This window comes from Streptomyces sp. RG80 (genome assembly GCF_040446465.1).
Taxonomy (GTDB): Bacteria; Actinomycetota; Actinomycetes; order Streptomycetales; family Streptomycetaceae; genus Streptomyces.
The window spans coordinates 286,049-298,669 of the sequence record NZ_JBEAAJ010000004.1 but is presented as its reverse complement, the minus strand read 5'-3'; the positions used below and the strand labels follow the sequence as shown (position 1 = coordinate 298,669).

At 70.5% G+C, this 12,621-nt stretch carries 10 protein-coding genes; 4 read left to right on the top strand and 6 right to left on the bottom strand.

The window, feature by feature from the left end; translation table 11 throughout:
* Nucleotides 1-33: 33 nt before the first annotated feature.
* Together ABKA17_RS15460 and ABKA17_RS15455 are read left to right on the top strand one after the other, a co-directional pair.
* On the top strand, nucleotides 34-498 hold the full coding sequence (locus tag ABKA17_RS15460) for a hypothetical protein (RefSeq protein WP_353692607.1): 465 nt from the start codon (nucleotides 34-36) through the stop codon (nucleotides 496-498).
* Nucleotides 499-630: 132 nt separating this feature from the next.
* Nucleotides 631-996 carry a PH domain-containing protein gene (locus ABKA17_RS15455; RefSeq protein WP_353692606.1) on the top strand — a complete coding sequence of 122 codons (366 nt, stop codon included), beginning with the start codon at nucleotides 631-633 and terminating at the stop codon, nucleotides 994-996.
* Between the two features lie 29 nt (nucleotides 997-1,025).
* Here the strand turns inward: ABKA17_RS15455 and ABKA17_RS15450 are convergent, their stop codons facing one another.
* From ABKA17_RS15450 to ABKA17_RS15440, 3 genes are read right to left on the bottom strand one after another with little or no spacing between them, the layout of a single operon-like run.
* The gene (locus ABKA17_RS15450; protein WP_353692605.1) at nucleotides 1,026-2,789 is read right to left on the bottom strand and encodes a carbohydrate-binding domain-containing protein; all 1,764 of its coding nucleotides are present in this window, start codon (nucleotides 2,787-2,789) and stop codon (nucleotides 1,026-1,028) included.
* A complete protein-coding gene (locus tag ABKA17_RS15445) occupies nucleotides 2,786-3,568 on the bottom strand; it encodes a polyphosphate polymerase domain-containing protein (protein WP_353692604.1) in 783 nt (260 codons plus the stop codon). Before ABKA17_RS15445 ends, ABKA17_RS15450 begins: the two co-directional genes overlap by 4 nt.
* Nucleotides 3,565-4,176, bottom strand: coding sequence for a DUF4956 domain-containing protein (locus ABKA17_RS15440; protein WP_353692603.1), 612 nt, complete (start codon nucleotides 4,174-4,176; stop codon nucleotides 3,565-3,567). Before ABKA17_RS15440 ends, ABKA17_RS15445 begins: the two co-directional genes overlap by 4 nt.
* Nucleotides 4,177-4,302: 126 nt before the next feature.
* Between ABKA17_RS15440 and ABKA17_RS15435 the strand changes: the two genes are divergently transcribed.
* Nucleotides 4,303-7,395 (top strand): FG-GAP repeat domain-containing protein, encoded by a 3,093-nt coding sequence (locus ABKA17_RS15435; RefSeq protein ID WP_353692602.1) that lies wholly within the window; start codon nucleotides 4,303-4,305, stop codon nucleotides 7,393-7,395.
* An 87-nt stretch (nucleotides 7,396-7,482) separates the two neighbouring features.
* Nucleotides 7,483-8,889, top strand: a complete 1,407-nt coding sequence (locus tag ABKA17_RS15430; RefSeq protein WP_353692601.1) for an FG-GAP repeat protein — start codon at nucleotides 7,483-7,485, stop codon at nucleotides 8,887-8,889.
* A 4-nt stretch (nucleotides 8,890-8,893) separates the two neighbouring features.
* Here the strand turns inward: ABKA17_RS15430 and ABKA17_RS15425 are convergent, their stop codons facing one another.
* The 3 genes from ABKA17_RS15425 to aspS form a co-directional block, all read right to left on the bottom strand.
* Nucleotides 8,894-9,484, bottom strand: coding sequence for a hypothetical protein (locus ABKA17_RS15425; RefSeq protein WP_353692600.1), 591 nt, complete (start codon nucleotides 9,482-9,484; stop codon nucleotides 8,894-8,896).
* Between the two features lie 194 nt (nucleotides 9,485-9,678).
* Complete coding sequence (locus ABKA17_RS15420) at nucleotides 9,679-10,617, bottom strand: intradiol ring-cleavage dioxygenase (protein WP_353692599.1); 939 nt, start codon at nucleotides 10,615-10,617, stop codon at nucleotides 9,679-9,681.
* 197 nt (nucleotides 10,618-10,814) lie between these two features.
* A complete protein-coding gene (gene aspS / locus ABKA17_RS15415; protein WP_353692598.1) occupies nucleotides 10,815-12,578 on the bottom strand; it encodes an aspartate--tRNA ligase in 1,764 nt (587 codons plus the stop codon).
* Nucleotides 12,579-12,621 lie beyond the last annotated feature (43 nt).

Genomic DNA, 12,621 nt, shown 5'->3' with positions numbered 1-12,621 from the left:
AACTTGCCAGAGAACATACGTATGGTTTGCGCCATGGCAGTACCTGGGATCATCCCGATCGCCTACGAGCCGCACGGCCGTACCGAAGCCATCGGGCTTTACGCGGATGGGCAGTTCCTGGGGTCGGTCACCTATGCCTTCCCCAAGGGGTTCCAGCTGGACAGCGGCTGGGAGGAGCACAAGCGGCTGTACGCGGTGCTGCACACCTTCGACCCGGATGGCAACTACCGCGACTCCGACGTCTGGTGCGCCGGGACCTGGGCCGAGCAGCAGCGGGACGGCTCGGTGCTGCCCCGGGCGCGGGCCCATCTGGCGACCCTGCTGCGCAGCCTGCCCCGGCGGACCTACACCGACATCGCCGTACGGCCCTTCCAACTGACCGTGGACGGCGTGCTGTTCGGGATGGTGACCGGGGAGGACGAGGGCGAGGGATGGGCCGAGCTCTATCCCGACCGGCTCGGCTTCGGGGCGCCCTGGGACGGGAGTTACGACACCTGACCGGCACCTGGCCGGCCCCCGCCGGGGCGCCCGGGCTCACTCCGGTTCCGCACCACTTCCCCACCTGATCTAGGCACACGCCCCCACAAGGCGCTATACATGCCCGAAGATCACTAGTGGGGGGTTTCATCCATGGCACTTTTCGGCAACGCGCACACCATCGATCCGTCCCAGGCGGCCTCGGACTTCGCCAAGCTGCTCGGCGCCGGTGAGGGTGTGCAGGCGGCGTACCAGCTGGTGCGCGACGTCATCATGTTCACCGACCGTCGGCTGATCCTGGTCGACAAGCAGGGCATCACCGGCAAGAAGGTCGAGTACCACTCGATCCCGTACCGCAGCATCACGCACTTCGCGGTGGAGACCGCCGGCACCTTCGACCTCGACGCCGAGCTGAAGATCTGGGTCTCGGGCACCTCGCTCCCGATCCAGAAGACCTTCACCAAGGGCGTCGACATCTACGAGGTGCAGGCGATCCTCACCCAGTACGTGGCCCGATAAGCCCACCGGGGCTATCTAGCCCGTCGGGGCTATCGGCGCGGGCCGCCCCCGAAGCCTCCTTCGGGGGCGTCGCCCGCCGTCACCGTGGCGATCTCGTCGGCCCCGTCGAGGTCGCCCTTCGCGTACATCCCGCCGGTCGAGTCGCCCGAGGCCTCGCCGCCGGACCAGATCCGGTACTCCGAGCCGCTCTTGACGGCGGAGGAGGAGAAGACGACGTTCTGGATCGTCTTCGAGGTGACGTAGGTGGCCACCACCTTGTCGTCGGCGTCCACCACGTGCAGGGTCGTGCCCGCCGCCACCGAGGCGTCCAGGGTCGCCGACACCCAGCCCTGCTCCGACTCCTCGTCCGGCGCCACCGCCATCCCCGCGCTTCCCGCGGCCAGCAGCACCCCGCCGCTCACCGTGAAACTGCCGTTGACGTCGAGCGCCCCGTTGCCGCCCGTCTCCGGGCCGTTGACGACGAGGGTGCCGCCGGTGATCTCCGCGGTGCCGTTGGAGTCGAACCCGTCGCCGTCGGCGTCGATGACGAGGGTGCCGCCGGTGACCTTCAGCGTGTAGTCACCCACGTCCATGCCACCGCCTCCGCCACCGGGGCCACCGCCCCCGCCCTCCGAAGTACCGTCGGAACCCGACGCGTTGACCCCGTCGTCCCCGGACGTGACCTGCGTCGTACCGCCCGCGACGGTGATGTCCTTGCCCTCCAGCCCCTCGTTCGACCGCGTGATCCCGACCGTGCCCCCGCTGATCACCAGGTCGCCCTCGGCGTGCACCCCGTCGTCCCCGGCCGCCACGGTCACCTTCGCCCCGCCCAGGTGCACGGCCGCGTCGCTGTGCAGCCCGTCGGCGGAGGCGTCGACCGTGACGGTGCCCTTCTCCAGGACGGTGATCACGCCGGACTTCAGCCCGTGCGCGGAGGAGTCGTCCGTCGCCTGCGCGGTGACGCCGAGCGTGCCGCCGGTGACCACCAGGTCGGTGGCCGCGTCGACGCCGTCGCCGGCGGCGGTCACCTTCACGGTGCCGCCCTCGACGGCGATGTAACCGGCGTCCGCGTCCTCGGTGTTGTCCGCCTTGAGGCCGTCGCCCTTCGCGGTCACGGTCACCGAGCCGCCCTTCACGACCAGGTAGTCCTTGCCGCGTACGGCGTCGTCGGCGGCCTCGACCGTGACCGTGCCGGACGCGATGACCAGGCCGTCCTTGCTCGCGATGCCGTCGTTGCCCCTCCCGCGCACGGTGAGCGAGCCCGTGCCGCCGACGGTCAGGTCCCCGGCGCTGAAGAGGGCCGCGTTCGCGTCGGCGTCCTCGGCGTAGGAGTCGGCGTCGGAGAGGGTGTTCTCGCTGTCGTCGGCCAGGACGACCACCAGCTCCTCCACCGCCGTCGCCGCGATCGCCGCGCCCGAGGAACTGGCGATGTCGACCCCGTCGAGGACCAACGTCACCTTCTGGTCAGGGGCGTCGACCAGCACCTGCCCGTCGGAGAGCTTGCCGCTGAGGCGGTAGGTACCGGCCTCGGTGAGGGTGACGGACTTCCCGTCGAGCGCGATCTCCTCGGCACCCGACTCGTCCCAGTCCCCGTCATGGGCCTCCTTGTCGGCGGCGAGCACGGCGGAGGCCTTCTGGGCGCCGTCGACCGCGGCGGCGGCCGAGGAGGAGCTGCTCTGGTCCCCCGACCCCGACCCCGACTCAGACCCCGAGTCCGAGGAGGACGAACATCCGGCCAGCGCCGCGGCGCCCAGCACCACACAGACAAGGGCGCCCATGGCCCTCGTACGCAGGGCCTTCGTACGGATTCTCATGCGGGGCTCCCGTCGAGCGCGGTCGGAAAGTGGCGGCGCAGCACGGGCAGCCACCGGTGGGCGGGCAGTTCGGGGCGGAGGGCGGCGAGGCCCGTGCCGTACTTCGAGACGGGGCAGGGCCGGTGGCGCAGGGACCACAGCAGCCGGTCGGCGCCGGAGCCGGCGCGGCCGGCCTTGGTCTCGACGATCGCGCGGTCGGGGACACGCAGTGCGTGGCGGCCGTCGGGCAACGACCAGGTCAGGCCGGTGTCGACGGTGAGGCGGCTGTCGGTGGCGGGGAGGAAGAGGGTGGTGCGGCGGTACGCCGTGGTCAGGGTGGGCTCGAAGCGGAGGTGCCGGACGTCGATGCCGGCTGCGGCGAGCACGTCGTCGGCGTAGGCGCGGGCCGCCGGGGACAGCCGGTGCGGATCACCGTCGTACGGCATGCGGTGCTTGACCGTGATGCCGCGCGGGCCTCGGGTCTTGACCTCGACGAAGCGTTCGCCGGAGTCGAGATAGGTGCGGACGCGCACCTTGAAGCGGCGGCGGCGCTGCCGGGCGGCACCGAGGTAGCCGTCCAGGCCGGGGGTGTCGAAGTACCGGGAGTGGTAGCCGAACCGCCGCGCGCCGTCGATCTCCAGGACCCGCACGTCTTCGGCCAGCCCGCCGAACAGGATCGGCAGGTCGACCAGTGGCAGGACGTACTTGCGGTCGAGGCGGGTCATGAGCGGCGGGAGTTCGTCGAGGCCGACGGGGCGCAGCAGCGTCACGGCCGTGTGGATGGAGTCGAGCGCGCTCACGCCCGGACGTCCTGTTCGGCGGGGGTGCCGGCCTCCTGGGGGACGGGGGTGCCGGAGGCGAGGTAGCGGACCTCGACCTGCGTGGTGTCGTTGACGAGGTCGACGCTCCTGACGGTCAGGTTGAGGATGCGGCCACCGAGCAGCACCTCCAGATAGGTCCGGAGCGCTTCGTCGTCGGTGTAGGCGGAGTCCAGGCGCAGGCTGCGCTGCCGGTGGCGAGGGAAGAGGCGGGGGTGGTCGCCGAGGTACATCACGGCGACGATCAGGGCGGTCATCGCGGAGGTCAGCGGGTTGGCCTCGGCCGGGAGGCCGCCGAGCAGGCCGATGGCGAGCGCGGAGAAGTAGTACGCGATCTCGTGCTGGGCGATCTCGTACGACCGCAGCCGGATGATCGACAGCACGCCGAACAAGCCCATGCCCAGGCCGATCCCGACCGACGCCGAGCTCAGCGTCATCGCCACGGCGAGCACCCCGACGTTCACGCCGAGGAAGGAGGCGACCAGGTCGCGGCGGTGGTGGCGGGGGAAGTAGACGCCGAAGACGAGGACGCCGACCGCGACCAGGTCGGAGACGACAAGTATCAGCTGGTGAACGGCGGTTGACGTCATGGGAGAACGTTCGGCGAACTGCCTGTGAGCCCGCTTTGAGAAGCGTTAAGCGACTTTAAGAAGTCTTGGTAATATCCGGCCACTTGTGCGAGGGCAGGGGCTCTCGTGGCGGGAGGGACTACATACGTGGGCAGACACGCCCTGAGACGGGGCGGTCTCGCCGCCGCCGTCTCCTCACTCGCGGTGGCCGTCGCGGCCGCATCGGTCGTCGTCCTGTCGCAGGGCGGCGGCTCCGCGGAGGCGGCGGAGACCGTCGGCACCACCGGGATCACCCTGACCGATCCCAGCTCCACCACACCGCGCGCCGACCGCCCGTACGTCAGCGGCGACAGCGGCTTCCTGCACTGGCAGACCGGCAGGACCGGGCTCCGGTGGACGGACTACACCACCGGCGACACCACCACGGTCGAGAACGCCGCCGGTGTCTACACACCCGTCGGCAACTGCAAGTACCTGGGCTGGGACTGCTACCCCGCCTGGTACGGCTCGGGCAGCGACCTGGTCGCCCTGCCGACGTCCACGGGCGACGAGTTCGCCACCCTGTGGGACCCGGCGACGGCCACCTCCAAGAAGGTGACCTGGAACAGCGGCCTGGGGGACTACCGGGCGCTCGCCGGGAACACGATCGTCACCACCTACGCCCTGCTCGACAAGGTCGACGGCGCCTGGCAGACCCGCAGGCTGACCGGTGACACACCGAGCGTGGGCGCCGGGGAGCTCCTCGCCGCGGACCCCTCGGGTCTGTTCGTGGACAACAGCACCTTCGGGACGCTCCACTACATCGACATCGAGTCGGCCGTGAGCACCGCGGTCTTCCCCGAGGCCGGCACCAGCCCGAAGTACGTCATGAGCGCGGACCGCATCGGCTGGTTCCAGAACACCGAACTGCACCTGCTGTCCCGCGCCGACCTCACCGCCCCCGAGCAGGTCGTCACCCTGCCCTCGAACCCGGGCACGCTCGACGGCGACCCGGTCCTCGTCGGCGACTGGCTGCTGCTGCCGCTGTCCTCCAGCGCCCTCGGCTCCAAGCTCCTCGCGGTCGACGTCACCGACCCCTCGGTGCAGCGGACCCTGCTGACGAGCGCCGAGGAGTACACCCTGGCAGCCGGCGACGGCACCGCCCTGGTCACAGGCGGCACCGACGCCGGCGACTGGTGGGTGCAGCGGGTGAGCCAGGCCGCGGACGGCACGCTGAAGCTGGAGAAGGTCGAGCAGTCCCCGGCGGTGGAGAACACCAAGACCGGCATCGCGCTCAGCCGCGGCAGCCTGCGCGTCGCCGAGTCCGGCCGTACGACGTCGGTGCGCACCCTCGCCACGAACGGCTCCACCGAGCTGACGGCGTCCGACGCGACGGCCGGCCCCTCGTACAACTCCCACGCCGTCTGCCCGTACGCCGACACCGAATGCGTGCAGCTGTGGGGCAACCTCGACGCCGAGGACGTCTATCTCTCGACGTACGACGACAACGAGACCGGCCTGGCGAACGCCGACCAGTTGGTGAGCATCGGCTATGTCCCGCTGGAGTTCGGCACCACGGGCGGCTCGATCGTCGACGTCTCCGACGGCTACGCGGTCTACGACTCCGGTGGTGCGACACCGGCGCAGTACGTCGGCGAGTACGGCCAGGGCCAGAAGCTGAAGCGTTCCGTGCGCGCCGCCGCTCTCCACGGCTCCACGCTCTGGAGCGCCACGACGACCGCGGGCAGGCTCACCTCGTACAGCATCCCGCTGGAGAAGACCCTCGCCACGGTGACCGTCCCCGGCCTCGCCTGTGTGCCGAGCGAGCTCCAGGCGGCGGGCCGCTGGGTGTACTGGGCGTGCGGGACGGACTCGGCGGGCGTCTACGACACCATGGCCGGTACGTCGACGGCGGTCACCCCCGGTGACGTGCTGCTCGGCGACGGCTTCACGGTCCGCCACGACCACACGGCCCGCACCCTGGTCCTGACCGAGGCGGCCACGGGCACCACCCGCACCATCGCCTCCGGCCTGCCCGCCGACAGCCTGGGCCAGGACCGGCGTTACCGCTGGACGGTGGACGAGTACACCGGTCTGGTCGCCTGGTTCGACGACTACGAGCGCACCCGCGTCACCACCACGGGCATCGCCCCGTCCGCGGTGACGGCCTTCGAGTCGGAGACCGGCAGCTACGTGGACACGGCGACACCGCTCGCCGGCTCCTGGGTGCTGTCCCGTCCGGTCACCTCCTGGTCGCTCACGTTCACCTCGGTGCAGAGCGGCGCGACCGGCAAGGCCACCCGCACGTTCACCGGCGGCAGGACGACGGCCCGGGTGGACGTCGGCTGGAACGGCAGAACCGCGAGCGGGGGCTACTTCCCCAACGGCGAGGTCACCTGGACCCTGAAGGCGACCGGCCTCGGCACGACCACGGCGAACACGGTCACCTCCGGCAAGGCCTTCCTCCAGCGCGGGGCGGCGGTACGCCACGACTACGTCAGCCCCGACGGCCCGGACGGCCGCGGCGACCTCCTCACCCTCAACTCCTCCGGCGGGCTGACGTACCACTCCGGCACCGGGACCGGGAAGTTCGGCGAGAAGTCCACGGGCGGCGGCTGGGCGACCACCGTCAAGGCGATCCCGATCGGCGACCTCAGCGGGGACCGCAACAACGACGTCCTCGTGCGGTACGCCAACGGTTCGCTGCGGCTGTACAAGCCGGGCCGGGGCGCGGCGCTGAAGCCGTCGACGTCGTACACCACCCTCGCGAGCAGCGGCTGGACCCAGTACGACGTGCTGACCTCGCCGGGTGACGTGAGCGGCGACGGCCGTCCGGACCTGATCGCCCGGAACTCCTCCACCGGCACGGTCTACCTCTACAAGGGCACCAGCACCGGCAAGCTGTCGGCCCGCGTGAAGCTCTACGACAACTGGAAGGGCTACAAGAAGATCGTCGGCGCCGGGGACCTCGACGGCGACGGTATCGGCGACCTGCTCGCCCAGGACAAGTCCAACGTCCTGTACCGCTACGACGGCAAGGGCGACGGCACGTTCAAGGCCCGGGTGAAGCTGTTCTCGGACTGGGGCGGCTCCTACAACGCCGTGGTCGGCGTCGGCGACATCACCGACGACGGCAGGGCCGACCTGGTCTCCCGCGACACCAGCGGCAACCTCTACCGCAACAGCGGGGACGGGAAGGGGTCGTTCGGGGCGCGGGCGAAGATCGGGACCGGCTTCGGCGGCTACAAGTCCCTTTCCTGAAAAGCGAGTTGACAGGTCGAGGCGCCCGGGGTCATTTCGGCCCCGGGCGCCTTTACACTTCCCGCGAAGATTCAGGAGGGGGATCTGATGCGCAAGTGGTTCGTGATCACCGGGGTCATCGGCGGAGTCATCGGCGGGGCGCTGCTCCCGGCGGTTCCGGCGGCGGCCGTGCACGGGGGCGTGCCGGGGGACTTCAACGGCGACGGCTACAAGGACGCGGTGCTGCCCGCACCGGGCGCGAACGTCTCCGGCAAGGAGGCGGCGGGCGCGGTGGTCGTGTTGTACGGCTCGAAGACGGGCCTGGCGGCGAGCCACCGGAAGACGATCACGCAGAACACCGCCGGGGTGCCGGGGACGGCGGAGACGGGCGACCGGTTCGGCGAGGCGACCGCGACGGCGGACCTGAACCGGGACGGGTACGCCGACCTGGTCGTGGGATCGCCGGAGGAGGACACGTCGAAGGGCGCCGACTCCGGTGCGGTGACCGTGCTCTGGGGGAGCGCGAACGGGCTGACCAGTGGCACGGATCTGCCGACACCGGCGAACGACCCGGGCCACTACGGCCTGGACATCGCCGCGCTAAGTACCGGAGCCGGGGCGAAGACCCGGGTGGCGGTGGCCGGATGGGACGCGTCCGTGTACTTCAGCGGGCCGTTCAGCCGCAACGGCGGCTTCGGATCCGTCACCTACAACGACGACACCCCCTCCACCGGCTCCGTGGCGCTCGGCGACTTCAACGGCGACAAGGTGCCCGACCCGGCCTCCTCGACCGTCCGTCTGAGCGGAGCGAGCGGCGGAGACATCTACGCGAACCCCGCCTACGGCAACGAACTCCAGGGCAACGGCCTCATCGTGGCCACCGGCGACATCGACGGCGACGGATACGCCGACCTCGTGGCCGGCGACCCGGACGAGCCGGAAGCGGCGGGCGTCGACGGCGCCACGGGTGGCCGGGTGCTGGTCTGGTACGGCTCGGCGACGGGCATCGCGACCGGCACCGCGCCCGTACAGATCACCCAGAACACCGCCGGTGTCCCCGGCTCGAGCGAGAAGGACGACGCCTTCGGCGGCTCGCTGGCCGTGGCCGACCTGAACCGGGACGGCCTCGCGGACATCGTCGTCGGCACCCCGTACGAGGACCTCGCCAAGCCCAACGCCGGCCAGGTGACGGTCGTCCCGGGCCGTGCCTCGGGCGCCCTCGGCACCGGCTCGTACTCCTTCTCCCAGGACACGGCGTCCGTCCCCGGTGCCTCCGAGACCGACGACCTGTTCGGTACGACCGTCTCGGTCGGGGACGTGAACAAGGACGGCAGGCCGGAGCTGTTCGTCGGCGCGCCCGGGGAGAACAACGCCACCGGCGCGGTGTGGGTCTTCCCGGGCGGCTCGTCCCGTCCGACGGCGACCGGCAGCAAGCTGTTCACGGCTTCGTCGGTCGGCCTGACCCAGCAGTTCGGTACGTCGCTCGGCGGCCTCGGCCTGCTCTGGACGATCTGACCGCTCAGGCGACCGCCAGGGCCGGGTTCCACCAGGGCGAGCTGTACCAGCCCCCGGGAACCCGGCGCCCGCCGACCACCCCGCCCGCGTAGTAGTACGGCGTCACCCCGTCCCGCCAGCGGTTGGACACGGTGTACGTCCGCTCGTCCAGGACGACCCGCCCGTCCCGTGCCGTCACCGCGGGCGTGCCGAGGCCGGGCAGCACGGGCCCGGGGTCCAGGCGCAGCGCGGTGCGGGCGGCACGGACGTAGTGCAGCCCCTCGACGGCCACCAGCTCGGCACTCGCGTACCGCCCGGCGGCCAGCTCCCCCTTCGCGGCGCGGTACCGCCCGGTCGCGTCGGCCAGCGCCTGCACGGCCGCCTTGTCCCCCGCCGCGTCGATCCCGGCGAGCCCTCCACCGAGCCGCTCGACCCACCGCCCGGCGTCGGCACGGGCGCCGGGTTCGGGCACGGTCCCGGCGTCGGGGAGAGCGGGCGGGGCGGGCACCGGCACCGGCGGCACGACAGGCTCCGGCCGACCGCCCTGCCGCCGCTGTGCGACGACCGCTGCGGCCGCTCCGACGATCAGCAACAGTGCGAGTACGACGTAACCCATCGCTTCCTCCAGCGCTTGCGGTCTCCCACGGGACCGGGTGACCCGACCCCGTATGTCCCCATGAGACCCCGCACCACTGTGCACAGCCGTCGAGCCGTCTGTACGAAGTCTGTGAGGCCGCCATGGCCCCGGCTCGTACGACGAAAGGGCGCCCGGGACTCGACCGTCCCGGGCGCCCTCGACCTGGCCGTCGGCTACAACGACGTGCCCTCGTTCGTCGCGTCGGGGTCGACGCCCATGGTGAGGGAGCCGGTGACGCCCTTGGCGATGTTGTCCTTCTTGTACTTCAGCTTGAGCAGGCCGCCCGTGGTGCCGCTCTGGTCGTAGATGGTGTCCTCGTCGAGCGTGGTGCGCTCGGTCGTGGAGGTCGAGTACGGCTCGACCTCGGCGGAGGCGAGCACGGACTCCTCGTCGAAGAAGAACTGCCCGGTGTGGCAGGTGGTGCCGCCCTCGTACCCGGCGTCCGTCCACTCACCACCCACGTGCACCTTGGTGTGGATGTGCACGGTACGGCCCCGGTACCAGCCCGGGAAGATCGTCCTGAAGGTGACCCGGCCCTGCTTGTCCGTGCGCCAGGTGCCGCGCAGATAGCGCTCGTCGTCGGTGGGCTCCTCGTGGCCCCCGCCACCGCCGGTGCCGCCGGAGGGCGCGCCGGACGGCGGCTCACCGGTGGGCGTACCCGACGGGGCGTCGGTGGGAGCGTCGGTCGGGGCCGTGCCGCCTCCGCCGGTCGACAGGCTCTCGTAGCCCGAGTAGATGCCGAGCGCGTCGCAGTGCCAGATGTCGACGGCGGCGTTGCGGATCGGCTTGCAGGTCTCGGAGTCGATCACCTTGAGGTTCAGGACGAGCGGGATGCCCTCCTTGTCCTCGGTGATGTCCTGGCGGAGCTTGTCGGCGTCGATGTAGTACGGCCCCTCGGTGGTCTCCGAGGTGAGCTTGTAGCAGACCTCGGCGGTGCTGCTCGCGGAGGTGGTGGCGGTCGCGGTACCGCTCGTCTCGTCCGCGAAGGCGCCCGCGGCGAGGGTGGCTCCCGCCCCCACCGCCACGGCGGCGCCCGCACCCGCCACGACGACCTTGCGCCGGGTCAGGTCCCGCTTGTGTTTGGGCTCGCTGTGCTGCTGGTTTCCCGTCATGTGCAGGGAAGTTAGGTAAGAAGGCTGTCAGGGGCGTGGGTGGGGACTGTGGCGCTTTCATAGGTAGGCGATAGGAAAGCCTTTCCTTACTTGCCAGTTGAGGCGGCTCGTACGGGCGTGCCCCGGGCAACCAAGCGAAAGGGCTCGAAACCGACGCCGGTTTCGAGCCCTTCAGTTCCGCTTGCGACAGCGGCCGGTTACTTCGGCTGCGGCTTGCGCACCGACAGGTGCAGCTCCTTCAGCCGCGCCTCCTCCAGCTCCGTCGGCGCGCCCATCATCAGGTCCTGGGCGTTGCCGTTGAGCGGGAAGGCGATCGTCTCGCGGATGTTCGGCTCGTCGGCCAGCAGCATGACGATGCGGTCGACGCCGGGCGCGATCCCGCCGTGCGGCGGGGCGCCGAAGCGGAACGCGCGCAGCATGCCGGCGAACTTCTCCTCGACGGTCTCGCGGTCGTAGCCCGCGATCTCGAAGGCCTTCAGCATGATCTCGGGCTCGTGGTTCCGGATCGCGCCGGAGGACAGCTCGACGCCGTTGCAGACGATGTCGTACTGCCAGCCGAGGATGTCCAGCGGGTCCTGGGTCTCCAGGGCCTCGAGGCCGCCCTGCGGCATGGAGAACGGGTTGTGCGAGAAGTCGATCGCGCCGGTGTCCTCGTCCTTCTCGTACATCGGGAAGTCGACGATCCAGCAGAACCGGAAGACGTTCTCCTCGAAGTGCCCGGCGCGCTTGGCGGCCTCGACCCGCACCGCGCCCATGATCTTCGAGACCTCGTCGAACTCGCCCGCGCCGAAGAACACCGCGTGCCCGGCGGCCAGCGACAGCCGCTTGGTCAGCTCGGCGACGTTCTCCTCGGTGAGGAACTTCGCGATCGGACCGGACAGCGAACCGTCCTCGGCGACCCGCACCCAGGCCAGGCCCTTGGCGCCCTGCGAGACGGCGTAGTCCCCGAGCTGGTCGAAGAACTTCCGCGGCTGCGCCGAGACGTCCGGCACCGCGAGCGCCCGCACGTGCTTGCCGGCGAACGCCTTGAACTCCGAGCCCTCGAAGACATCGGTGATGTCGACGAGCTCCAGCTGGGCGCGCAGGTCCGGCTTGTCGGAGCCGTACTTCAGCATCGCCTCGCGGAACGGGATCCGCGGGAAGGGGGAGGTGACGTGACGGCCGTTGCCGAACTCCTCGAAGAGCTCGGTCATGAGCTTCTCGATCGGCTGGAAGACGTCCTCCTGCTCGACGAAGCTCATCTCGACGTCGAGCTGGTAGAACTCGCCCGGCGAACGGTCCGCGCGCGCGTCCTCGTCACGGAAGCAGGGCGCGATCTGGAAGTAGCGGTCGAAGCCCGAGATCATCAGCAGCTGCTTGAACTGCTGCGGCGCCTGGGGAAGGGCGTAGAACTTGCCCGGGTTCAGACGGGACGGCACCACGAAGTCACGCGCGCCCTCGGGAGAGGTGGCGGACAGGATCGGCGTGGCCATCTCGTTGAAGCCGAGGGCCGTCATCTTGTGACGGATGGCGGAGATGACCGACGTACGCAGCAGGATGTTCTTGTGCATCCGCTCGCGGCGCAGGTCCAGGAAGCGGTACTCCAGGCGCCGCTCCTCGTTGACCCCGTCCTCGGTGTTGATCGTGAACGGCAGCGGGGCGGCCGCGCCGAGCAGCTCGACCTCGCCGACCTCGACCTCGATCTCACCGGTGGGCAGGTCGGAGTTCACGTTGTCGGTTCCACGTGAAACAACCTTGCCGTCTACACGTACCGTCGACTCCTTGGAGACCTTGTCCAAGGCCTCGTAGGCGGGCGTGCCCGGCCGGGCGACGAGCTGCGTGATGCCGTAGTGATCGCGCAGATCGATGAAGAGGATGCCGCCCAGGTCGCGCCGATTGTGCAGCCAGCCACTCAGCCGGACGTCGGCACCGACGTCAGAGGAGCGGAGCTCGCCGCAGGTGTGGGACCTGTACCGATGCATCGTCGTTCATCGTCCTTACATCTTGGGCTGTGCCGAGGGTCAC